The 21,887-nt window shown below is 73.7% G+C and carries 22 protein-coding genes; 11 read left to right on the forward strand and 11 right to left on the reverse strand.

Annotated features, from left to right (window positions below; all coding sequences use genetic code 11):
* Positions 1 to 11: 11 nt before the first annotated feature.
* The 6 genes from DEI83_RS05895 to ybaK all read right to left on the reverse strand — a co-directional run bounded on the left by DEI83_RS05895 (position 12) and on the right by ybaK (position 7,510).
* Positions 12 to 590 carry an HIT domain-containing protein gene (locus tag DEI83_RS05895; protein ID WP_111080843.1) on the reverse strand — a complete coding sequence of 193 codons (579 nt, stop codon included), beginning with the start codon at positions 588 to 590 and terminating at the stop codon, positions 12 to 14.
* On the reverse strand, positions 590 to 2,578 hold the full coding sequence (gene thrS / locus DEI83_RS05900; protein WP_111080894.1) for a threonine--tRNA ligase: 1,989 nt from the start codon (positions 2,576 to 2,578) through the stop codon (positions 590 to 592). The genes DEI83_RS05895 and thrS overlap by 1 nt, the downstream gene beginning before the upstream one ends.
* 118 nt (positions 2,579 to 2,696) lie before the next feature.
* Positions 2,697 to 3,239, reverse strand: coding sequence for an adenine phosphoribosyltransferase (locus tag DEI83_RS05905; protein WP_111080844.1), 543 nt, complete (start codon positions 3,237 to 3,239; stop codon positions 2,697 to 2,699).
* Between the two features lie 156 nt (positions 3,240 to 3,395).
* Positions 3,396 to 3,650, reverse strand: a complete 255-nt coding sequence (locus DEI83_RS05910; protein ID WP_111211520.1) for a hypothetical protein — start codon at positions 3,648 to 3,650, stop codon at positions 3,396 to 3,398.
* A gap of 689 nt (positions 3,651 to 4,339) precedes the next feature.
* Complete coding sequence (locus DEI83_RS05915) at positions 4,340 to 6,928, reverse strand: ATP-dependent Clp protease ATP-binding subunit (protein ID WP_111080846.1); 2,589 nt, start codon at positions 6,926 to 6,928, stop codon at positions 4,340 to 4,342.
* A gap of 96 nt (positions 6,929 to 7,024) precedes the next feature.
* Positions 7,025 to 7,510: a Cys-tRNA(Pro) deacylase gene (gene ybaK, locus DEI83_RS05920; protein WP_111080847.1), complete on the reverse strand. Its 486-nt coding sequence runs from the start codon at positions 7,508 to 7,510 to the stop codon at positions 7,025 to 7,027.
* Between the two features lie 67 nt (positions 7,511 to 7,577).
* Between ybaK and DEI83_RS16190 the strand changes: the two genes are divergently transcribed.
* The gene (locus DEI83_RS16190) at positions 7,578 to 7,910 is read left to right on the forward strand and encodes a DUF6412 domain-containing protein (RefSeq protein ID WP_258371077.1); all 333 of its coding nucleotides are present in this window, start codon (positions 7,578 to 7,580) and stop codon (positions 7,908 to 7,910) included.
* A 53-nt stretch (positions 7,911 to 7,963) separates the two neighbouring features.
* Entirely contained in the window at positions 7,964 to 8,716 is a 753-nt protein-coding gene (locus DEI83_RS05930) for a membrane protein insertase YidC (RefSeq protein ID WP_111080848.1), read from the forward strand.
* A 62-nt stretch (positions 8,717 to 8,778) separates the two neighbouring features.
* Here the strand turns inward: DEI83_RS05930 and DEI83_RS05935 are convergent, their stop codons facing one another.
* Positions 8,779 to 9,039, reverse strand: a complete 261-nt coding sequence (locus DEI83_RS05935; protein ID WP_111080849.1) for a hypothetical protein — start codon at positions 9,037 to 9,039, stop codon at positions 8,779 to 8,781.
* A gap of 87 nt (positions 9,040 to 9,126) precedes the next feature.
* Here DEI83_RS05935 and DEI83_RS05940 point away from each other — a divergent pair, with 87 nt between their 5' ends.
* Both DEI83_RS05940 and DEI83_RS05945 read left to right on the forward strand, forming a co-directional pair.
* Positions 9,127 to 10,038, forward strand: a complete 912-nt coding sequence (locus DEI83_RS05940) for a hypothetical protein (RefSeq protein WP_111080850.1) — start codon at positions 9,127 to 9,129, stop codon at positions 10,036 to 10,038.
* A 245-nt stretch (positions 10,039 to 10,283) separates the two neighbouring features.
* A complete protein-coding gene (locus DEI83_RS05945) occupies positions 10,284 to 11,675 on the forward strand; it encodes an MFS transporter (RefSeq protein WP_111080851.1) in 1,392 nt (463 codons plus the stop codon).
* A 55-nt stretch (positions 11,676 to 11,730) separates the two neighbouring features.
* On the opposite strand, the gene DEI83_RS05950 is transcribed toward DEI83_RS05945, so the two are convergent.
* Entirely contained in the window at positions 11,731 to 12,189 is a 459-nt protein-coding gene (locus DEI83_RS05950; protein ID WP_111080852.1) for an NUDIX domain-containing protein, read from the reverse strand.
* Positions 12,190 to 12,213: 24 nt separating this feature from the next.
* Between DEI83_RS05950 and DEI83_RS05955 the strand changes: the two genes are divergently transcribed.
* A complete protein-coding gene (locus tag DEI83_RS05955; protein WP_111080853.1) occupies positions 12,214 to 13,038 on the forward strand; it encodes an alpha/beta fold hydrolase in 825 nt (274 codons plus the stop codon).
* A gap of 41 nt (positions 13,039 to 13,079) precedes the next feature.
* Here DEI83_RS05955 and DEI83_RS05960 read toward each other — a convergent pair whose 3' ends face one another.
* The 3 genes from DEI83_RS05960 to DEI83_RS05970 form a co-directional block, all read right to left on the reverse strand.
* Positions 13,080 to 14,123, reverse strand: coding sequence for an SGNH/GDSL hydrolase family protein (locus tag DEI83_RS05960; RefSeq protein WP_181431084.1), 1,044 nt, complete (start codon positions 14,121 to 14,123; stop codon positions 13,080 to 13,082).
* 123 nt (positions 14,124 to 14,246) lie between these two features.
* Positions 14,247 to 14,600 (reverse strand): PRC-barrel domain-containing protein, encoded by a 354-nt coding sequence (locus tag DEI83_RS05965; protein WP_111080855.1) that lies wholly within the window; start codon positions 14,598 to 14,600, stop codon positions 14,247 to 14,249.
* A gap of 46 nt (positions 14,601 to 14,646) precedes the next feature.
* A complete protein-coding gene (locus tag DEI83_RS05970) occupies positions 14,647 to 15,630 on the reverse strand; it encodes a glycosyltransferase family 9 protein (RefSeq protein WP_111080856.1) in 984 nt (327 codons plus the stop codon).
* A gap of 118 nt (positions 15,631 to 15,748) precedes the next feature.
* Here DEI83_RS05970 and DEI83_RS05975 point away from each other — a divergent pair, with 118 nt between their 5' ends.
* The 6 genes from DEI83_RS05975 (at position 15,749) to DEI83_RS06000 (ending at position 21,865) form a co-directional block, all read left to right on the forward strand.
* On the forward strand, positions 15,749 to 16,297 hold the full coding sequence (locus tag DEI83_RS05975) for an HAD-IIIA family hydrolase (RefSeq protein WP_111080857.1): 549 nt from the start codon (positions 15,749 to 15,751) through the stop codon (positions 16,295 to 16,297).
* Complete coding sequence (locus DEI83_RS05980) at positions 16,294 to 17,391, forward strand: glycosyltransferase family 9 protein (protein WP_111080858.1); 1,098 nt, start codon at positions 16,294 to 16,296, stop codon at positions 17,389 to 17,391. Before DEI83_RS05975 ends, DEI83_RS05980 begins: the two co-directional genes overlap by 4 nt.
* 61 nt (positions 17,392 to 17,452) lie before the next feature.
* Positions 17,453 to 18,490: a glycosyltransferase gene (locus DEI83_RS05985; RefSeq protein WP_111080859.1), complete on the forward strand. Its 1,038-nt coding sequence runs from the start codon at positions 17,453 to 17,455 to the stop codon at positions 18,488 to 18,490.
* Positions 18,490 to 19,848, forward strand: coding sequence for a glycosyltransferase (locus DEI83_RS05990; RefSeq protein ID WP_111080860.1), 1,359 nt, complete (start codon positions 18,490 to 18,492; stop codon positions 19,846 to 19,848). The genes DEI83_RS05985 and DEI83_RS05990 overlap by 1 nt, the downstream gene beginning before the upstream one ends.
* Positions 19,845 to 20,477, forward strand: a complete 633-nt coding sequence (locus DEI83_RS05995; protein ID WP_111080861.1) for an SIS domain-containing protein — start codon at positions 19,845 to 19,847, stop codon at positions 20,475 to 20,477. Before DEI83_RS05990 ends, DEI83_RS05995 begins: the two co-directional genes overlap by 4 nt.
* A complete protein-coding gene (locus tag DEI83_RS06000) occupies positions 20,474 to 21,865 on the forward strand; it encodes a PfkB family carbohydrate kinase (protein WP_111080862.1) in 1,392 nt (463 codons plus the stop codon). The genes DEI83_RS05995 and DEI83_RS06000 overlap by 4 nt, the downstream gene beginning before the upstream one ends.
* The last annotated feature ends 22 nt before the right edge of the window (positions 21,866 to 21,887 follow it).

Below are 21,887 nucleotides of genomic sequence, written 5' to 3' on the forward strand. Positions count from 1 at the left end.
ATGCCGACAGTCTAGTGCTCCGGCCACCCCTCGGCGACGAGTCGTCGGGTCTCGCCGAGCAGCTGTGAGAGCGACTTCGTGCGGGCGATGATCGGGAAGAAGTTCGCGTCCGACTGCCACCGCGGCACGATGTGCTGGTGCAGGTGGGCGGCGACCCCGGCACCGGCGACCTCGCCCTGGTTCATCCCGATGTTGAAGCCGTCGCAGTGGGAGACCTGTCGGAGGACGCGCATCGCCGTCTGGGTCAGCTCGCCGATCTCCTGCAGTTCCTCCGGCGTGGCCTGGTCGTACAGCGGGACGTGCCGGTACGGGCAGACGAGCAGGTGGCCGTTGTTGTACGGGTACAGGTTGAGCAGCACGTACGCGTGCTCGCCCCGCGCGACGATGAGGGCGTCCTCGTCGGACTTGTGCGGCGCCTCGCAGAACGGGCAGTCGTCGCGGTGTCCGCGCCCCTCACCGGCCCGGCCGGCGTCGATGTACGCCATCCGGTGCGGGTTCCACAGCCGCTGGAAGGCGTCCGGGACCGCCGCCTGGGTGGCGGCGTCCCGGATCACCAGCGGGTCGCCCTCGTCGTCGAGCGGGCCGGACATCAGACCTGGACGCGGTCGCGGATGGCGGTCGTGATGCGCTCGACCGCTTCGTCCACGGGCACGCCGTTGTCCTGACGGCCGTCACGGAAGCGGAAGCTCACCGCCCCGGCGTCACGGTCGTCCCCGCCCGCGATGAGCTGGAACGGCACCTTCGCCTTGGTGTGCGTGCGGATCTTCTTCTGCATGCGGTCGTCGGAGTGGTCGACCTCGGCGCGGACGCCCTTCGCGCGGAGCTTCGCGACGACCTCGTCGAGGTAGTCGCCGTACTCCTCGGCGACGGGGATGGCGACGACCTGCACGGGCGACAGCCACGCGGGGAAGGCGCCCGCGTAGTGCTCGGTGAGCACGCCGAAGAAGCGCTCGATCGACCCGAACAGGGCGCGGTGGATCATCACCGGGCGCTGGCGGGTGCCGTCGGCCGCGGCGTACTCGATGCCGAAGCGCTCCGGCAGGTTGAAGTCGAGCTGCACGGTCGACATCTGCCAGGTCCGGCCGATGGCGTCACGGGCCTGCACGGAGATCTTCGGGCCGTAGAAGGCGGCGCCGGCGGGGTCCGGGACGAGCTCGAGGCCGGTCTCCTCGGCGACCTCGCGCAGGGTGTTCGTCGCGACCTCCCACACGTCGTCGTCGCCGACGTACTTCTCCGGGTCCTTCGTGGACAGCTCGAGGTAGAAGTCGTCGAGGCCGTAGTCGCGGAGCAGCGAGAGCACGAACCGGAGCGTCGTGGTGAGCTCCTCCTTCATCTTCTCCTGCGTGGTGAAGATGTGGGCGTCGTCCTGCGTCAGGCCGCGCACGCGGGTGAGCCCGTGGATCACGCCGGACTTCTCGTTGCGGTACACGGTGCCGAACTCGAACATCCGCAGCGGCAGGTCGCGGTAGGACCGGGCCTGCGACCGGTACGCGAGGATGTGCATCGGGCAGTTCATCGGCTTGAGGTAGTAGTCCGCCCCCTGCCGGGTGACGTTGCCGTCCTCGTCGCGTGCCTCGTCCATGTGCATGGGCGGGAACATGCCGTCCTTGTACCAGCCGAGGTGGCCGGACTGCTCGAACAGGTCGCCCTTGGTGATGTGCGGCGTGTAGACGAAGGAGTAGCCCTCCTGCTCGTGCCGACGGCGCGAGTAGTCCTCCATCTCGCGGCGGATGATGCCGCCCTTCGGGTGGAAGATCGCCAGTCCCGAGCCGATCTCGTCGGGGAACGAGAACAGGTCGAGCTCGGCGCCGAGCTTGCGGTGGTCGCGCTTGGCGGCCTCCTCGAGGCGCACGAGGTACGCCTTGAGCTGGTCCTTGTCCGGCCAGGCGGTGCCGTAGACGCGCTGCAGCTGCGGGTTCTTCTCCGAACCGCGCCAGTAGGCGGCGGCGACGCGCATGAGCTTGGCGGCGTTGCCGATCCAGCGGGTGTGCGGGACGTGCGGGCCGCGGCAGAGGTCCTGCCACACGACGTCGCCGGTCTTCGGGTCGACGTTCTCGTACACGGTGAGCTCGCCGGCGCCGACCTCGACGCTCTCGCCCGAGTCACCCTCGGACGCGGCGCCCTTCAGGCCGATGAGCTCCTGCTTGTAGGGCTCCCCCGCCATCAGTTCGCGGGCCTCGTCGTCGGAGACCACCCGGCGCCGGAAGCGCTGGGCCTGCTTGACGATGCGGTCCATGCCCTTCTCGATCGCCTTCAGGTCGTCCGGCGTGAAGGGCTCGGCGACGTCGAAGTCGTAGTAGAAGCCGTCGGTGACGGGCGGCCCGATGCCGAGCTTGGCGTCGGGGTTGATCTGCTGCACGGCCTGCGCGAGCACGTGCGCGGCGCTGTGGCGCAGGATGTCGAGACCGTCCTGCTCGTCGAGGGTGACCGGCTCGGCGGTCTCACCGGTGGCGACCTCGGCCGCGAGGTCCTTGAGGACGCCGTCGACCCGGATGGCGACGACACCGCGGATGCCGTCGAAGAGCTCGGTGCCCGTCGTGGTCGTCGTCGCGGTGCGGGGCTCGGGTGCCTGGGGCACGTCGGCGGGCTCGGCGGACTCGGCAGCGACTGACTCGGTCACGATGGTGGGGCTCCCTCGGTCTGGTGGTGCGTCAATGGTAGTGGCGTCACGGGTCCACCCCGGGACGCCGTCGCGCTCAGGCGGGGACGGCGCCGAGCGTGGTGACGGGCAGGCGCGGCTCGAGGCGCTCACGCCCGGAGAGCCCGTCGAGTTCGAGCAGCGCGGCGAACCCGATCGCCTCGTACCCGGCGCGCTCGAGCAGCGTCACGGTCGCGGCTGCCGTGCCGCCGGTGGCGAGGACGTCGTCGACGACGAGCACCCGGGTGCCCGGCTCGAGCTGCCCGGGGCGGAGTTCGAGTTCGGCCTCGCCGTACTCGAGCGCGTACTGCTCGCTGAGGACCTCGCCGGGGAGCTTGCCGGCCTTGCGGACGGTGAGCACGCCGACCTGGTGCTGCGCGGCGATGCCACCGGCGAGGGCGAACCCGCGTGCCTCGATGCCGGCGACGGCGGCGAAGCCCGCACCGATCGCGAACGGCGCGGCGAGGGCCTCGCAGACCCGACCGAACGCGATCGGGTCGGCGAACACCGGGGTGACGTCGCGGAAGAGCACGCCCGGCTTCGGGAAGTCGGGGACGATCTGGGTGAGGCGCTCGACGAGGGCGGCGGCGGTGTCGGTCATGTCGTCAACCGTACGGGCCGACGGCGCACGGCCGTGACGCCCCGGGCGGGTGGAGCGGGTGCGTGCGGACGGGACGGACGGGAGGCTCGGGACCGGCTGGTGCCGTGCCTCCCGTCCGTGGCCGTGGCCGAGGACGCGCTCGCCGAGCCTGACCGGTCAGCGCCACAGGTGCATGCCGGCGCCGAGGATCAGCCACTCGGCTTCGCGGGCGAGGCGCGCTTCGTGCTCGCGCTGCCGGCGGAGCACCGCGGCCGGGTCGACCTCGTGCGGCTGACGGCGGGTGCGGCGGCTCCACACGATGAGGGCGAGGCCGAGGCGGAGCGCCAGCCGGTCCGGCAGCGACACGGGCCGGGGAGCACGGATCGGCGGCCGGACGGGTCTCGGGGGTGGGAGGACGGTCTTGGAGGACATTGGTTCACCATTTCGGATGCATTTCGGGAAAAAGGGGTCGACGAATCGACCGGGAAGACCGTCGCGTCGCCGAGGCGGCGCGACGAAGACACCTCGTGAATGCCGGGAGAATGCACTCGACGAGGTCCAGCGAGCATTTCGGGTCGTTGCAGGTCGGCCTTCTCCCGGCCACGGCGGCCCACCGTGTCGATCGCCTCATCGTCGCGGTGACGGACGCTGCGATCGGTCGGGGACCGCGGCGACCCGCGCGTGCGACGGCACGAGCGGGATCCACGGCGTCCGACCAGCGGGGCCGCCCAGCGGCGCTCCCGCTCGGTCAGGCCCGTCGGAACGGCCCGGCAGTGCGGGATCGGAGCCGGGAGCCGGTCGCGAGCTGAGGCTCAGCGCACGGCAGGTGGCAGGGAGGAGGTCCGGTCAGCAGGAACCGACGGTGGGACCGGTGGTTCCACGGACTGCTCGGAACGGCGTCTGCGTGGTGATCATTGTCGGCCCCCTTTCGGCACGGTTCTCTGGTGATGCGGGATGTGATTCCCGACGCATTCGGTCGTCCGTTCGCGTCGAGAGAACACTATCCAGGTCGACTCGGGCTCCGCAACCCCTTTTCTCCATCTCTTGCGGAATTGCATCCGGGAACACGAGAAGCCCCCCGGCACCGGAGTGCCGGGGGGCTCCTGACGTCATCGACAGGACTAGACCGCGACGGGAGCGGCGACCACGGCGACGACCGAGCCGTCGGCGATGTCGATCCGTACCGTGTCACCCTCGTGCGCGGACCCGTCGACCACCAGTTCGGCGATCCGGTCGTCGACCTCGCGCTGGATCAGCCGGCGCAACGGACGGGCGCCGTACTCCGGCTCGTACCCGTGCTCGGCGAGCCAGTCGGTCGCCGCCTCGGACACCGACAGGACCATGCCCTGCGCGGCGAGCCGGAACGCCGTCTCCTGCAGCAGGAGCGACACGATCGACCGCAGCTGCCCGCGCTCGAGCTTGCGGAAGAGCACGATCTCGTCGATGCGGTTGATGAACTCCGGCCGCATCGACTCGCGGAGCTTGCCCATCACCCGGTTGCGCAGGTCGTCCTCCGCGTAGCCGCCGTCGGCGGCCACCGAGAACCCGAGCGCGCCCGAGCGGGAGGCCAGGAACTCCGACCCGATGTTCGAGGTCATGATGACCACCGTGTTCCGGAAGTCGACCGTCCGGCCCTGGCCGTCGGTGAGCCGGCCGTCGTCGAGCACCTGCAGCAGCAGGTTGAAGACGTCGGGGTGCGCCTTCTCGACCTCGTCGAGCAGGATCACCGAGTACGGGTTCCGACGGACGCGCTCGGTGAGCTGGCCGGCCTCGTCGTAGCCGACGTACCCCGGAGGGGCACCGACGAGCCGCGAGACCGTGTGCCGCTCGCCGAACTCGCTCATGTCGAAGCGGAGCATCGCCGACTCGTCACCGAACAGCGACGAGGCCAACGCCTTGGCGAGTTCGGTCTTGCCGACACCGGTCGGACCGAGGAAGAGGAAGCTGCCGACCGGGCGACGCGGGTCGCCCATGCCGGTGCGGCTGCGCCGGACCGCCTTCGCGATCGCCCGCACCGCGTCGTCCTGTCCGACCACCCGGTCGTGCAGTTCCGACTCCAGGGCGGCGAGTCGGGTCTTGTCGGCGGAACCGAGGCGGGTCACCGGGATGCCGGTGGCGCGTGACACCACGGCGGCGATGTCCGCTTCGGTGATGACGTCGTCCGCGGGCGACGGGACGGAGGCGCGCTCGACGTCACCGGTGGCGGCGGCGGTGATCCGCGCCTCCAGTCCGGCGATCTCGTCCCGCAGGTCCGAGGCCTCCTCGTACTGCTCCTCCGCGACCGCGCGGTCCTTCCGGGCCGTCAGGTCGGCGACCTGGGCACGGAGCGCCTCGACGTCGACGTCGCCCGAGCGGGCGAGGCGGCGGCGGGCGCCGGCCTGGTCGATGAGGTCGATCGCCTTGTCCGGCAGGTGCCGGTCGGTGACGTACCGGTGGGAGAGTTCGACGGCGGCGCGGATGGCGTCGTCGGCGTAGGTCACGCCGTGGTGCTCGGCGTACCGGGGGCTGAGACCGGCGAGGATCGCGACGGCGTCCTCGACGCTCGGCTCCCCCACCGTGACGGGCTGGAAGCGGCGCTCGAGGGCGGCGTCCTTCTCGATGCGTCGGTACTCGTTCAGCGTCGTCGCGCCGACCAGGTGCAGGTCGCCCCGGGCCAAGCGCGGCTTGAGGATGTTGCCCGCGTCCATGGCACCGCCCTCGCCGCCGCCGCCGGCGCCGACGACCGTGTGGAGTTCGTCGACGAACACGATGAGCTCGTCGGCGTGTGCGGCGATCTCGTCCATCGCCTTCGTCAGACGCTCCTCGAAGTCACCGCGGTAGCGCGTGCCGGCGAGCATGCCGGGCAGGTCGAGGGCGACGACCCGCTTGCCCTGCAGCAGGGCCGGGACGTCACCGTCGACGATGCGCTGGGCGAGCCCCTCAACGATGGCGGTCTTGCCGACGCCGGGCTCGCCGATGAGGACCGGGTTGTTCTTGGTGCGACGGAGCAGGATCTCGACGGCCTGCTCGATCTCGTCGGCGCGGCCGATCACCGGGTCGATGCGACCCTCGCGGGCGCGGGCGGTGAGGTCGGTGCCGTACTGGTCCAGCGTCGGCGTCTCCGACTGCTGGTCCTGCTGGGCGGTGGTGCCGGGCATGGGACGCCCCTCTCGTGCGGCCTCGGCCGCTTCTTGTGCGTAGGACTGCATCACCTGCGGGGTGACGCCGGCGCTCGCGAGCAGCTGGCCCGCGACCGTGTCCTGGTCCGTGACGAGCGCGAAGAAGACGTGCTCGGGGTCGGTGTACGTGCTGCCGAAGCCGCGCGCGGCCTGGGTGGCCTCGAGCAGGATCCGTTGCGCCGACGGGGTCAGCGCCGGACGGCCCTCCGGTCGGTCGCCGGACGGCATCGGCAGGCGCTGCTCGACCTCGGCGGCGAACCGCTCGGGATCGGCGCCCGCGGACCGCAGCACGGCGGCGAAGGGCTCGGTGCCGACGAGCACGTGCAGGACGTGCAGGGCGTCGATCTCGTGCTGACCCTGCTCGACCGCGTACGCGGCCGTCTGCTGGAGCAGCTCGTGGGTACGCCGGCTGAGGAGCCGCGTGATGTCGACCGGTCGTCCGAACGGCATGGACCGCTGGGACTGGCCGGGGTTCTGGGAAGCCGCGAGCAGTCGTGCGAGGAACTCGTCGAACGAGTCGTTGCCGCCGGTCGGGCCGAACGTCTGTGGCAAAGGGACCTCCTGAGGAACTTGAGTGCCTTCGGCTCAATGCAACGCAGGAGGACCGCCGTCATTCCCGTCTGGAGGAAGAAGTTGCGGCGGGTCGACTCAGGTCCGGGTGATGGTCGCTGTGCTCGCGTCCGTGACCCGTGCCAGGTCCGCCGGGGCCAGCTCGACGTCGAACCCGCGACGCCCGCCCGACACGAAGATCGTCGGGTGGTCGGCGGCCGAGGCGTCGAGGACGGTGCGCAGACGGGTGCGCTGCCCGACCGGACTGATCCCGCCGACGACGTACCCGGTGCGACGTTCCGCGAGCGTCGGATCGGCGAGCGAGGCCTTCTTCCCGCCGACGGCGGCTGCGATCGCCTTGAGGTCGAGCCGGTCCGCCACGGGGACGATCGCCACCGCGAGCTCGCCGTCCACCGACACGACGAGGGTCTTGAACACCTGCTCCTCACGCAGCCCGAGCGCCGCCGCGGCCTCTTCGCCGAAGTTCGTCGCGCTCTCGTGGTGCTCGTAGACGTGTGGGGTGTACGGGACGCCGGCCCGCTCCAGCGCGAGAGTCGCCGGGGTGCTCGGGGAGGCTGCGCTCATGCACCGATCCTGCCCCGCACGACCGGCACGCCGACGGAGGCTCGCGGACGCTACGCTGAGCCGCACCATGACCGTCATCGAGGTGCTGCTCCGCGTGGTCGCCGCGCTGCACGCACTCGACCCCGCCGCACTCGCCCAGTTGCCGACACTCGGCGCTCCACCGGCGATCACGGTCGCCGTGCTCGGGGTCACCGCGATGGGTCTCACGGTCGCGGGGATCGCGGCGCTCGCCGCGGCCGCACTCGTGCTGCGTCTCGTCGCCCTCCTCATCGGAGCGGTCGGCGCCGCCCCCCGGGTGCCCTCGAACGCCCCGGATCTCGCCACCCGGATCGCGTGGAGCGACCCCGACGCGGACGGGCACGCCCGACCGCGGGCACCGGGAGCCGTCTCGGCGGTCTGACACCGGTCGGTGTCGGGCCGCAGACGCCCCGACCCATCGATCGAAGGACCCCCGTGGACATCACCACCCTGCCTGGCCTCGACGCCGTGCTGCACACCGGCGCGACCGCCGTCACCGCCCTCACCGAACTGCTCACCCCCGTCGTGGGACCGATGGCGGCGGCACTCGCCGTCGTCGTGCTGACGCTCGCCGTCCGCGTCCTGCTCGTCCCGCTGTCCGTCCTGCAGGTGCGCGCGGAGCGGGACCGCCGGCGCCTCGCACCCCGGATCGCCGAACTCCGGCGGCGAGCCGGCCGTGACACGGTACGGTTCCAGCGCTCGCTGCAGGAGCTGTACACCGCGGAGGGCGTGTCACCGCTCGCCGGGTGCCTGCCCGTCCTCGCGCAGGCGCCGGTCGTCTCGCTGCTGTACACGCTCTGCACCCACGTGAGCATCGACGGGACCGTCAACGCCCTGCTCCGCGCAACCCTCGCCGGCATCCCGCTCGCGCAGTCGGCGGTCGCGGTCGTCACGTCACCGCTGTGGGTGCACGCCTGGGTCGTCCTCGTGCTGCTCGGCGTGCTCGCCGTCACGGTCGAGCTGACCCGCCGGGCGCAGCTCCACTGGAACCCGGTCGTCGCGCCGGGCCCAGCGGGGTCCGACGCCACCGCACCCGGCGCTGCGGTCGCGGCGGGCATCGCACGGTGGGTGCCGTTCGTCTCGGTCGTCTTCGCCGCGGTCGTCCCGCTCGCCGCCGCACTGTACGTCGTGACGAGCGCGGTCTGGACGCTCGGTGAGCGCGCCGCCCTCCGCCGCCTGGTCCGCTAGTCGGGGGACGACCGAGGGCGGGGTGACCAGCAGGGCACGGTCGAGCCGCGCCCCGCTGGCCGTCAGCCGCCCTGGCCCTCCTGCTGCGGCCCCTGGTCGACCGGGTCGTACTCGGTGTCACGACCCTGTTCCTCCTCGGGCAGGGGCACGTGCCGCTCGGTACCGCTCCCGCCCGGGCTCGTCGCGACGTAGTCGGCCTCGCCCGACTGCGTGTCGTGGCTGAGCGGTTCGAGGGTCTCCTCGTCCACGTCCGCCGGCGTGGATCCGGTGGCGTCGGCGGGGACGGCAGGGTCGGGCGACTGGTCGTTCTGCGCGGTGGTCATCCCCCGGGCGTACTCCCCCCGGTCTGGGTGCGCGCCGACACCGTGCCGGTGGCAGGCTGAGCACAGGCGTGACGACGAGGAGCGCGCATGAGCCGGACCGACGACGACGCGGCAGCACGTGCCCGTCTCGAACGCGTCGCCTGGGGCGCCGCGTCCACACCCGCCGAGGCCGTGCGCGCCCGGATGGCCCTGGCCGATCTCGACCGGGAGGCCCGGGGACGCGCCCGCACCGATCCCCCGTCCGGCACACGGTCCGCTCCGGACACGCGACCGCGGGCGGACCCGGCGATGACTCCGGTGCCCACCGGTTCACCGTCCGGCACCCTCCCGGTCGGGTCGTCCGACGGCGCCACCCCCGGAGGGCGTGTGGACACCGCGACCGGTGCGGGCAGCGACGGCCCTGCGATGGACGACGACGAGGCGGACCGCGGTGGGACGGACCGGCGCGGCACGGGCCTCCTGGGCGCTGTCCGGCGTCTGGTCGGACGCGCGCGGCGGACCGACCAGACCGTGCTGTGGGCGCTCGGCGGCGGGGCCGTCGTCGTCGGTCTCGTCGTGGGCACGGGAGTCGGGCTCTCGGTCGGCACGAGCGCAGCACGACCCGCGACGACGACGGTCACCCCGGCGGCCGGGACGGTGACCGTCGAACAGATGCTCGACCTGCCACAGACGTTCGCCGACCAGCTCCCCGGGTCCGTCGAGGCGCCGGTCTCACTCCGGACGACACGCCTGGTGTTCACGAACCGGTCGCTGTCCGGTGAGGCCTCGGCCACGCCGTGGAACGTCTGGGCCGGCGTCGGGCGGGACGGTTCCACCGTCTGCCTGGTCGCGACGGCCGACCGCATCGAGGGCACGAGCGCCTGCTACCCCCGCGAGGACGCCCTGCACGGCACGGTGTCCCTGTCGGCGACGTCGCTGAGCGGGACACTCTGGGTGCGTCTGGTCGGCGGCGCCGTCCGGGGCACCGTGACGAGCACGGCCACGAGCCGGACGTACTGACGCACGCCGAGCCCCCGCCAGGTGCGCGACCGGGTGCTCGTTGGAGCGCTCCTGAGAGCATCGCGAGAACCGCCCGGGCGTGCTCGCGGGAACCGCGAGCCTCGTGCAACACTGGATGAGCGCACTCGCCGTGGAGTGGCCAGGACCACATCTCCACACCCCACCCATCCACCCGAGCGCGCCCCACCCCGGTCGACCAGTCGTCCGCGCGCGCTCCTCGCACGTCCTCGAGGAGGTCAGCCGCCGTGTCCACCACCAGCAACCAGACCGTCCACCCGTACACGACGCCGATCACCGTGACGACGTCGTCGGTGGTCGGCATCGCCGTGCTCGGGCTCGCCACGTTCTTCGCCATCACGACCGAGCTCATGCCGGTCGGACTGCTCGGCACCATGAGCCACGACCTGAGTGTCACCGAGTCGACCATGGGCATCGTCATCACCGTGTACGCCGCGGCGGTCGCCCTGCTCGCGCTGCCGTTGACCTCACTGACCGCCAGGCTGCCACGGAAGACCGTGCTCGTCGCGACCCTGGTCGGGTACACCGTGTCGAACGCGCTCGTCGCCTTCGCACCCTCGTTCGCCGTCGTCTGCGCCGGCCGGGTCGTCGGCGGCATCGCCCACGCGCTGTTCTTCTCCGTCGCCTCGGCGTACGCCACTCGCATCGTCCCGCCGCGCCTGGCCGGACGCGCCATCGCGTTCGTGTACTCCGGCAGCTCACTCGGCTTCGTGATCGGCGTGCCCCTCGCCACCGGCGTGGGCCAGTCCGTCGGCTGGCGTCCGGCCGTGGGCGCCGTCGCCGCCTGCGCAGCCGTCCTCGCCGTGGTCGCCGCGGCCTTCCTGCCCTCCGTGCGGGGTGCCGCCTCACCGCACGTCGGCTCTCCGAAGGCGTGGGCCCGCACCGGACTGCTGTCCGTCGTCGTCGCCGACCTGCTGCTCTTCGCCGGGCACTACGTCGTCTACACCTACGTCGGGCCCTACGTCGTCGACGCCGGACTCGACGCGGGCATGGTCTCCGGCGCGCTGCTCGTCCTCGGTGGCACGGGGGTGATCGGGCTCTGGCTCGCCGGGGTCTTCGTCGACCGGGCGCCCCGGCAGACCCTCCTGGTGTCGATCGCCGCGATGGCCGTCGCCTTCGTCGTGATGCCCTTCGCCCACGGGTCCCTGGTCGGCACCATGGTCGTCGCCGGCGTCTGGATGGCGGCGAACGGGACGACCGGCACGCTGTTCATGGCTGCAGCGATCCGCACCGGCGGGGTCAGCCCCGAGATCGCCGGTGCGCTCGTCAACGGCGCCTCGAACATCGGCATCGCGGGCGGTGCCGCACTCGGCGGGCAGGTGCTCGGGCTGTCCGGGCTGCAGACGCTGCCGTTCGCCGGAGCGGTGGTGCTCGTCGGTGGCCTGTCGGTCGTCGTGCTCGCCCGCCGCGGGTTCCCGGTGCGCGCCACCGCGCAGCCGCACCTCAGCACGTCCTCCATCGAGGTCCTCACCTCGTCGCTGGCCGTCGTCACGAGTTCGATCCCGACGGTGAGCCGCGCCATCCAGACGATCACCGGCTCGGTCGCGACCGTCCACCGTGCTGCGACGGGGTCGATCCGCACGGCGACGGGCTCCGTCCGGACCGTCGGTGAGCGGTAGCAAGCCCCGGGAGGTCCGTCGCCGGCTCCCCGACCTGGCTTCCGCCCGGAGTCGGTCAGGCGCGTGCCACCAGGGCGTCCAGCGCGGCGACCTGCCCGGCGACGACGAGCCCCCGCGCCACGTCGAGCGGTGTCCACCGCGCGTCGTCCACCTCGGGGACGTCGACGAACCGACCGGAGCCGCGGGGCAGTTCGAGGGCGACCGTGTTGCTCCGGACCACGTCCACCGAGAACGCCGGCGCCTGCAGGGCGTACACCGTCACGACCTTGCCGGACCCCTGCCGGAACTCCCCGAGCAGCTCCGGGACACCGTCGGGAGGCGCGGTGCCGATCTCCTCGGCGAACTCGCGGCACGCGGCGGCGAGGGTGTCCTCACCGTCGACCGGTTCGCCCTTCGGGATCGTCCACGCCCGCGGGCGCCGCTGCCAGAACGGACCGCCCATGTGGGCGATGAACACCTCGAGTGCTTCGCCGGTGTCACGGTGCAGCAGGAGACCGGCGGAACGTGGGGGCACGGTCGGCAGACTACCCTCGCGCGCATGCGCAGCATCGAGCTCCGGGACGGCCGCTTCGTCCTGGTCGACGACACCGCACCGGACACCGAGCGGCCGACGGTCGTGTGGCACCACGAGTCGCCGCACACGGGCGTCCTCTTCGAGCCGTTGACGAGCGCAGCGACCGCGCGCGGTCTGCGCCTCGTCGCCGTCACCCGCCCGGGCTACGGCGGCGCCGACGCCCTGCCCGGGCGACGCGTCGCGGACGGCGCCCAGGACCTCGAGCAGGTCCTCGACGTCCTGGGGGTCGCACGCGTCGCGGTGCTCGGCGGCTCCGGCGGGGGTCCGCACGCGCTCGCCGCCGCAGCGCTCCTCCCCCACCGCGTCGCGGCAGCGGCCGTCCTCGCCTGCCCCGCGCCGTTCGAGGACACGTCGGAGTGGTGGGACGGCATGGCGGCCGACGGAGGCCTCCGGGCAGCGACCGCCGGACGGGAGGCCCGGATCGCCTGGGCGGCGTCGGCCACGTTCGACCCGGCTCAGTTCGTCGACGTCGACCGGGCAGCGCTCGACGGGGACTGGGCGGCGCTGGGACGCGATGCGGGCGCGGCCGGTGCGACGGGCCTCCAGGGCGGCGCCGACGACGACGTGGCGTTCGTGACCGACTGGGGGTTCGAACCGTCGGCCGTCACCGTCCCGCCGGTCGTCGTGCACGGCGCCCGTGACCGGGTCGTGCCGGTCGCGCACGGGCGGCGACTCGCCGCGGCACTCCCGGCGGTCGAGTACGAGGAACGCGCCACGGACGGACACATCGCGGTCCTGGCGGCGGTGCCGGCGCTCCTCGACCGGCTCGCGGCGGTGCTCCGGAGCTGAGGGGACACCGCCGGCCGCCTGCCGTTCCCGGTCGGTACGCGTCAGCCGAACTCGCGCCGGAGCAGGTCCGCGGTGCTCTCGGTCAGGAACCGGACGCCCGCTCGGTCGGGGTGGAGGGCGCCGGGCTTCAGGTCGATGCGGCGCAGCCCGCCGAGGGAGTCGAGGGAGATGCCCTCGACGTAGGACCCCCTGCGCGCGCAGGCGGAGTGCGCCTGGGTGGCGGCGAAGACGTCGAGGAACGTGACGCCGGCAGCGCGGGCGGCGTCCCGTCCGACCTCGTCGAGCTGCTCCTGCACGCCGTGCAGCCAGCGCACGTCGGTGTCGGTGAACGGGTAGGTGTCCTCGGGGAACCGTCCGGCGAGGGTCCCGAGGTCGACGGCCGGCCGGAAGCAACCCGACGACGGGGTGTGCGCCTCGTCCGGGAAGATCGCCGGGTACCCGAGCAGGACCACCCTGGCGTTCGGGGCCGCGGCACGGACGTCGGCGAGCGTCTCGGCGATCCCGAGCGCCACCCGGCTCTGGATCTTGACGCCGAGGGTGTCCAGCCCGTCGGCCACCAGGGTGCTCCGGCACGAGGGCGCGTTCTGGCCCGAGAAGACCGGCCCCGAGGCCGACAGCGCGAGGCAGGACGCGGCCGTGCCGAACAGGTCGGCGTCGTTGCCGCCGATGGTCAGCGTCACGAGCCGGGTGGACGCGGACAGGGCCTCGATCTGGGGCGGAGCCCCGCGGAACTGGGTGCCGTCGCGGACGTCCTCGCTCGTCGCCCCGGCGCAGCTGACGTCGGTGAGGTCGAGCCCGAACCGGGCGGCGATGCGGTGCGGGTAGTCCTCACCCGACTGGGCGCAGGCCCGGACCGGCAGGCCCGTCGGGTGCCCGAGACCGTACCCGGCGGAGTACGAGTCGCCGAGGGCGACGTACTCGCTGCCCGGTGGCAGGTCGGGGAGCGTCTCCGGCGGGTCGTCCGTGACCGGGAAGGGCTGCGGGACCGGCCATTGCGGAGCGGCGACCGCCGCCGGCGTCACGGCCGTGTCACCGACGACGACGGCCCCCACGAGCACGGCCGACGTCACGAGTGCGGTGAGCACGCGGCGGACGGTCGAGCGGCGCAGGGTGGGCTCCGGAGCGGGTTCGGGTCGGGTGGCGACCCGCGGGCGGGGTCGAGCGGACCAGGCTAGCCGGTCCGGCTCGACCTCCGCGGACAGGGATGGTCAGCGACGACCGAGACGACGCTCGCCGCCGGCGCCGGGCTGGTACGGCATGCCGTAGTGCGCGAAGAGCTCCGGCTCGAGCGCGGCGTCGAGCTCGCCGTCGGTGGCGATCGACGGTGCTTCCTTCACGGCCTTCTTGTCGAACGTCACGACGAGGTGCTTCGGGGTGACGGTCGCGCCGACGAGCGGGACGAAGACGAGCTTCTTGCCGACGACGCCCGTGGTGATCGACCCGAACGCCGGCTCCGACGTCGCGGTGTCGTAGTAGATGCTCTCGAGGTTGCCGATCTTGTCGTCCTGGTCGTCGACGACCGGCAGACCGATCCAGTCCCGGATGTTGGCTGCTTCGAACACGGCGTCTCCCTCCGACGGCCGGACCCTCCGAGCCGTCGGATCGACGCTACCGATCGGTGCTGGGTGCGGTGACGGCGGGCGTCACACCGAGCCCGTCGACCGCGGTCAGCACGTCCTCGGCGCTGACGGCGAGGATCGCGGGGTCCGGGTCCTCGGCGAACACGTCGCCGCGGCGCACCGAGGCGTCGGTGAGGACCACGTGCGGGCCGGACGCCGGCGGACCCCAGGCCTCGGGCGGGGCCGGACCGAACAACACCACGGACGGGATGCCGTACGCCGAGGCCAGGTGCGCGGCTCCGGTGTCGACCGTGACGAGGAGACTCGCCGCGGCCACGACCGCGGCGAACGGCTGCAGGTCGAGGCGGCCGGCGAGCACAGCGGCGTCGTCGAGACCGGCCGACGCCGCGACGGCCAGCGCCCGCTCGACGTCGTCCGAGCCGCCCGTCAGCACCACGCGGTGACCGCGCGCGACGAGGCCGCGCACCACCTCGGCGAAGCGGTCGACCGGCCAGTGCCGCGCCCCGTGGAAGGCGCCCACGTGCACCACTGCGGCACCCTCGACGACGGCGGGGACGGCCGGGACGGCGATGGACACGTCGTCCGGGTCGGCCGGCAAGCCGTGCGCGGTCACCAGGCCGGCCCAGCGCTCGCGCTCGTGCACGTCGTGCTGCCACTCCGGCCCGTCGGGGGCGCCGTGCCCGATCACCCGTCGGGCCTGCAGCGCGTCGATGAGCTGCCCGGACTCCGGGCCCGCGCCGTGCAGGTTCACGGCGACGTCGACGACGCCGGCCGGGACCGCGATCGGGTGGTCGAGGCCGTGCTGGGCGAGGTGCACGTCCACGTCGGTGACGAGTTCGACGACCGGGGCGAGCCAGGCCGTCGTCGCGAGCGTGATCCGGTGGCCGGGGAACGCCCGACGGAGGGCGTGCAGCGCGGGGACGGCGACGAGCAGGTCGCCGAGCTTGATCGCACGGAGCACGACGAGCTCCGGTCGGCCGTCGGACGGGGGCAGGGTGGGTACGGCGGTCACGAGGTCCGACGCTACCGGGCCGCGGGCCCGTCGTCCGCGACACCGAGGAGCTGTCCGCGGCGCGCCACGCGCCGCTGCCGGGTTGGGCGAGCCCGCCGTCCGCCCGGTAGAGAGGAGTGTGGCTCTCTCCGACCGACCGCTGCGCGGTGTGCTCTTCGACCGTGACGACACCCTGGTGATCGACGTCCCGTACAACGCGGACCCGGAACGTGTCGTCCCCGTCCCGGACGCCGCGCGCGCCGTCGCCGCGGCCCGGGCCGCCGGGCTCGCGGTGGGTGTCGTCACGAACCAGTCCGTCATCGCGAAGGGCATGGCCACCCGCGAGCAGGTCGACGCCACGAACGCCCGGGTCGACGAACTCGTCGGACCGTTCGACGTGTGGGAGGTCTGCCCGCACGACCGCGAGGACGACTGCTCGTGCCGCAAGCCCCGGCCGGGCATGGTCCTCGCTGCGGCACAGCGACTCGGGCTCGACGCGGCGGACCTCGTCGTGATCGGCGACATCGGCGCCGACGTGGGCGCCGCGGCCGCCGCGGGGGCGCAGGGCGTCCTCGTCCCGACCGGGCGCACCCTGCCCGCCGAGGTCGCGGCGGCCACGACGGTGGCCGGTTCCCTCGAGGAGGCCGTCGCCCTCGTCGTCGCGCACGCCGCCCCGGTGTCGGCGTGAGCGGCGGGCGCGGGGACGGACACCGGGTGCTGGTCGCCCGGCTCGACTCGTTCGGCGACGTCCTGGTCGCCGGGCCCGCCGTCCGCGCCGTCGCCGCCGGTGCCGACCACGTGACCCTGCTCTGCGGCCCCCAGGGAGCCCCGGCCGGTGCCCTGCTGCCCGGCGTCGACACCCTGCGGGTGTGGGCCGCGCCCTGGGTCACCGAGACGGTCCGCCCGCTCGACGACGCCGTGCTCGCCGAGTTCCGGGCGCTGATCGCCGAGGAGCGGCCGGACGAGGCCGTCGTCCTGACGTCCTTCCACCAGTCCCCGTTGCCGCTCGCGATGCTGCTCCGGCTCGCCGGCGTCCCGCGCGTGTCCGGCGCCTCGGTCGACCACCCGGGCGCGCTGCTCGACGTGCGGCTCCGCCCGGGCGAGGACCTGCCCGAGGACGTCCCCGAGCCCGAGCGCGCGCTCCGGATCGCCGCGGCCGCGGGCTTCCCGCTGCCCGACGGCGACGACGGAGCGCTCCGGATCCGGGACGACGAGGGAGTCAGCGTCCCCTCCGAGGTCGCGGCCCTGGACCGCTACGTCGTCGTCCACCCTGGTACCAGCGTCGAGGCCCGCTCCTGGCCCCCGTCCTCCCACCGTGCCCTGGTGGCCGAGTACGCCCGGCTCGGCGTCCCCGTCGTCGTCACGGGGTCCCCGGGCGAGCGCGACCTCACCGCCGAGGTCGCGGGCAGCACGGCCGTCGACCTCGGCGGTCGGACCAGCCCGGCCGGACTCGCCGCCGTCCTCGCCGGCGCCGAGGTGGTGGTGGTCGGCAACACCGGGCCCGCCCACCTCGCCGCCGCCGTCGGCGCGCGGATCGTCAGCCTGTTCTCGCCGGTCGTCCCGGCGGTGAAGTGGGCGCCGTACGCCGCGCACGTCGAACTGCTCGGCGACCAGGAAGCCCCGTGCCGCCTCAGTCGGGCGCGCGACTGTCCGGTCCCCGGACACCCCTGCCTGACGGGCGTCGGCGTCGATGACGTGCTCGCCGCCCACGAGCGCCTGGTCGGATGCGCTCTCCGGACGAACGACGGCTCCCTGCGAACAGCACCAGAGACCCGGCGGTAGCGTGCGGCACTGCTTCTCCTTCTCCTCCTCCTCCTGATCGACAGTGACCGAAAGGCAGTGCATGCGGATCCTCGTGTGGCACGTGCACGGCGGCTGGATGGACGCCTTCGTCCGCGGCCCGCACGAGTACCTCATCCCGACCACCCCGGAGCGTGACGGCTGGGGCCTCGGTCGCGGTGGCCGGGACTGGGGCACGAACGCCGTCGAGATCGCACCCGCGGACGTCGCCGACGCGGACGTCGACCTCGTCGTGCTGCAGCGCCCCGAGGAACTCGAGGTCGCGCGGCAGCTGCTCGGCGGTCGGGACGTCCCGACCGTCTTCGTGGAGCACAACACCCCGCGTGTGGACGTGCCGGACAGCCGGCACCCCTTCCGGGACCGCGACGACGTGACGATCGCGCACGTGACGCACTGGAACGCCCTCATGTGGGACTGCGGCTCCACCCGGACCACCGTGGTCGAGCACGGCGTCGTCGACCCCGGCGCGCTGTACACCGGCGAGCTGGAGCGGTTCGGCGCCGTCATCAACGAACCCGTCCGACGGAACCGCGTCGTCGGCACCGACCTGCTCCCCCGTTTCGGCGCGGTCGCCCCGGTCGACGTCTTCGGCATGGGCACCGAGAAGCTGGCCGGACTCGGGCACGGCGACCTGCTCGTCGGTCTCGGCGACGTCAAGCCGGACCCGATGCACGCCGCCCTCGCGCAGCGCCGCGCCTACGTCCACGCGAACCGCTGGACCTCGCTCGGCCTCTCGCTCATCGAGTCGATGCACATGGCGATGCCGGTGCTCGTCCTCGCCACCACGGACGCGTCCCGCACCGTGCCCGCCGAGGCCGGTGCCATCGCGACGGACGTCGACGAGCTGGTGCGGGCCGCCCGGACGCTCCTGGAGGACCCGGAGGAGGCGCGCCGACGCGGCCTCGTCGCCCGGGAGGCCGTGCTCGCGCGACACGCGCTGTCCCGCTTCACCGCGGACTGGGACGCCCTGCTCGACGACGTGCACACTGAGCACCACGCCCGGATGCGCACGGCGCGCCCGGAACGGTCGACGGAGGCCGTCGGCGCCGGAGCGGTGCCGGACGGTGGGAGGAGCAGCTGATGAAGATCGCCATGGTCTCCGAGCACGCGAGCCCGCTCGCGACCCTCGGCGGCGTCGACGCCGGTGGGCAGAACGTCCACGTCGCCGCGCTCTCCGCGGCCCTGGCCGACCGCGGCCACACGGTCACCGTCTACACGCGTCGGGACGACGCGAGCCTGCCGGTCCGCGTCCCGCTGCGGCCGGGCGTGGACGTCGTGCACGTCGACGCCGGTCCCGCCGAACGCGTGCCCAAGGACGACCTGCTCCCGTACATGGGGACGTTCGCGCAGGTGCTCGCGTCCGAGTGGCTGACCGACCGCCCCGACGTGGTGCACGGGCACTTCTGGATGTCCGGCCACGCCACCCTCGACGCCGTCACGCAGGTGCAGGTCCGCACCGGCGGGGCGCGCATCCCCGTCGTCCAGACCTTCCACGCGCTCGGCGTCGTCAAGCGGCGGCACCAGGGGGCGGCAGACACCAGCCCGGTCGAACGCGAGTGGCTCGAACCGGCCGTCGGACGCGGAGCCGACCAGGTCGTCGCCACCTGTTCCGACGAGGCCTTCGAGCTGAAGAGCCTCGGTGTGCCCCTCCGGTCCATCTCCGTCGTCCCGTGCGGTGTCGACGTCGAGCTGTTCCGTCCGGACGGCCCCGTCGAGGATCGCGGTCGCACGTTCCGGGTGCTGACCGCCTCGCGCCTGGTGCAGCGGAAGGGCGTCGGCACGACGATCGCCGCCGTCGCCCGCCTGGTCGCCGAAGGCCGCGACGTCGAACTCGTCGTCGTCGGCGGGGCCGGCGTCGCCGGGGCCGACCTGCCCGACGACCCCGAGTACCAGCGTCTCGACGCCCTCGCCCGCGACCTCGGCATCCGCGACCACGTCTCGTTCCGCGGGCAGCTCGCGCAGGAGGAGATGGGCGCGGTGTACCGCAGTGCCGACGTCGTCGTCTGCGCACCCTGGTACGAGCCGTTCGGCATCGTCCCGCTCGAGGCCATGGCGTGCGGTGTCGCCGTCGTCGCCTCCCGGGTGGGCGGCCTCATCGACACCGTCGTCGAGGACGCCACCGGGCTGCACGTCGAGCCGCGCGACGAGGACGGCCTCGCGGTCGCCCTCGGCGGTCTCCTCGACGACCCGGAACGCCGGACCGCCTACGGCCAGGCCGGGCGCCGCCGCGCCGAGTCGAAGTACACCTGGCGGAAGGTCGCCGCCGACACCCAGCGGGTCTACGAACGACTCGTCGCGGGCGGCCGCACCCACGCGCCGCGTCCGACCCCCGGGCGCACCAGCGCGGCACCGACCACCCGCATCCCGGACGCCGTCCGACCCGCCGAGGAGACGCTGGCCGACGCCGCGCTCCCCATCACCGAGAGGAACGCCCGATGACCATCGAGCAGACCGGGATCGGCACGACCGAGTCCACCACCGGCGACGCGACGAGCACGCACGTCGTCCTCGACCACATCGCCGCATCCGTGCCCGTCATCGCGTCGCTCGCCGACCACGGCGGACACATCGCCGCGTGGGCCGACGACATCGCCACCCGCCTGGTCGCGGGGCGGCGGCTCCTCGCCGCGGGCAACGGGGGCTCGGCAGCCGAGGCACAGCACCTGACCTCCGAGCTCACCGGCCGTTTCGACGGTGACCGCCCGGCGTACTCCGCCATCGCGCTGCACGCCGAGACCTCGGCCGTCACCGCCATCGGGAACGACTACGGCTACGAGGAGGTCTTCGCCCGCCAGGTGCGCGCCCACGCCCGCGCCGGGGACGTCGTCGTCCTGCTCAGCACCAGCGGCAAGAGCCCGAACCTGCTCGCCGCCGCCGCCGCCGCGCGCGACGCCGGGGCCCGCTCCATCGCGATGACCGGTTCGTTGCCGAACCCGCTCGCGAGCGCGGTCGACGACGTCATCGCGATCGACGGCCCGTCCGCCAACGTGCAGGAGGCCCAGCTCGTCCTCGTGCACGCACTCTGCCGGGCCATGGAGCCCGTGCTCCGCCGAGGAGGCACCCGATGACCGACCGTCAGCTCCGCATCGTCGTCGTCGGCGACACCCTGCTCGACGTCGACGTCAGCGGCACGAGCGACCGGCTCAGCCCCGACGCCCCGGTCCCCGTCGTCGACGTGCGGTCCGACCAGCGACGTGCCGGCGGGGCGGGCCTCGTCGCCACCATGCTCGCGAAGGACGGCCACGACGTCACGCTCGTCACCGTCCTCGGCGACGACCGGCCGGCGGACCAGCTCCGGACGCTGCTGCCCGGCGTGCGGATCGTCGACGGTCCCTCCGGCGCCCCGACCCCGGTGAAGACCCGGGTCCGCGTCGGCGAGCACGCCCTCGTCCGCATCGACGAGGGCTGCGACACCCCGCCGGTGCCCGCCGTCACGCCCGCGATGCGGGAGGCGCTCGACGGCGCCGACGCGGTCATCGTCGCCGACTACGGTCGTGGCCTGGCCGCCGCCGAGGACATGCGCGCCGCCCTCGCCGCGGCCGTCGCCACCACACCCGTGGTCTGGGACCCGCACCCGAAGGGCGCCGCCCCCGTCCCCGGCACCACCGTCGCGACACCGAACGCGAGCGAGGCGCACCGCTTCACCGGTCTCTCCGGTTCCGGCGTCGCGTTCGCGACCGACGCCGCCGCGGACCTCGTCGCCCGCTGGGACGTGCAGGCCGTCGCCGTCACGATGGGCGACCGCGGCGCACTGGTCGGTCGGCGCACCGAGCGCGGGGCCGACTCGCGCTTCGTCCCGGCCCCGTCCGTCACCGCGGGCGACCCGTGCGGCGCCGGTGACCGTCTCGCCGCCGGTGTGGCCGTCGCCCTCGCCGGCGGCGCGGAGATCGCCGACGCGGTCACCGCCGGGGTCGCCGACGCATCCGCCTACCTGGCCGCCGGTGGGGTCGCCTCGCTCGTCGAGGGTGCCCCGCCCGCACCGATCGCCGTCCCCGGTGCCGACCGCGACGCGCTCCGCGTGGTGCACGAGGTCCGGGCCTCCGGCGGGGTCGTCGTCGCCACCGGCGGGTGCTTCGACCTGTTGCACGCCGGCCACGCGCGCACCCTCTCGGCCGCGCGGGCCCTGGGTGACTGCCTGGTCGTCTGCCTCAACTCCGACGACTCCGTCCGCGGTCTCAAGGGGCCCGACCGTCCGATCATGGGCCAGGACGACCGCGTCGAACTCCTCCTCGCGCTCGACTGCGTCGACGCCGTCGTGGTGTTCGACGAGTCCACCCCCGACGAGGCGCTCCGCCGCTTCCGGCCCGACGTGTGGGCGAAGGGCGGCGACTACACCGCGGACGAGCTCCCCGAGTCCGCCACGCTCGCCGAGTGGGGCGGCCGGGTCGTCACCGTGCCCTTCCACCCGGGCCGCTCCACCACCCGGCTCGCCGCCGCGATCGAACGCGTCGGCTGAGCCCGCCGACCCCACCTCACGA

It is taken from the genome of Curtobacterium sp. MCBD17_021 (assembly GCF_003234525.1).
In the GTDB taxonomy this organism is placed as follows: domain Bacteria; phylum Actinomycetota; class Actinomycetes; order Actinomycetales; family Microbacteriaceae; genus Curtobacterium.

Excerpts from the sequence above, each read along its gene's own strand:
- DEI83_RS05990 (WP_111080860.1), top strand. The coding sequence starts at position 18,490 with ATGAAGATCGCCATGGTCTCCGAGCACGCGAGCCCGCTCGCGACCCTC.
- DEI83_RS05895 (WP_111080843.1), bottom strand. The coding sequence starts at position 590 with ATGTCCGGCCCGCTCGACGACGAGGGCGACCCGCTGGTGATCCGGGAC.
- DEI83_RS06000 (WP_111080862.1), top strand. The coding sequence starts at position 20,474 with ATGACCGACCGTCAGCTCCGCATCGTCGTCGTCGGCGACACCCTGCTC.
- ybaK (WP_111080847.1), bottom strand. The coding sequence starts at position 7,510 with ATGAGCGCAGCCTCCCCGAGCACCCCGGCGACTCTCGCGCTGGAGCGG.
- DEI83_RS16190 (WP_258371077.1), top strand. The coding sequence starts at position 7,578 with ATGACCGTCATCGAGGTGCTGCTCCGCGTGGTCGCCGCGCTGCACGCA.
- DEI83_RS05995 (WP_111080861.1), top strand. The coding sequence starts at position 19,845 with ATGACCATCGAGCAGACCGGGATCGGCACGACCGAGTCCACCACCGGC.
- DEI83_RS05940 (WP_111080850.1), top strand. The coding sequence starts at position 9,127 with ATGAGCCGGACCGACGACGACGCGGCAGCACGTGCCCGTCTCGAACGC.
- DEI83_RS05935 (WP_111080849.1), bottom strand. The coding sequence starts at position 9,039 with ATGACCACCGCGCAGAACGACCAGTCGCCCGACCCTGCCGTCCCCGCC.
- DEI83_RS05910 (WP_111211520.1), bottom strand. The coding sequence starts at position 3,650 with ATGTCCTCCAAGACCGTCCTCCCACCCCCGAGACCCGTCCGGCCGCCG.
- DEI83_RS05985 (WP_111080859.1), top strand. The coding sequence starts at position 17,453 with ATGCGGATCCTCGTGTGGCACGTGCACGGCGGCTGGATGGACGCCTTC.
- DEI83_RS05955 (WP_111080853.1), top strand. The coding sequence starts at position 12,214 with ATGCGCAGCATCGAGCTCCGGGACGGCCGCTTCGTCCTGGTCGACGAC.
- DEI83_RS05905 (WP_111080844.1), bottom strand. The coding sequence starts at position 3,239 with ATGACCGACACCGCCGCCGCCCTCGTCGAGCGCCTCACCCAGATCGTC.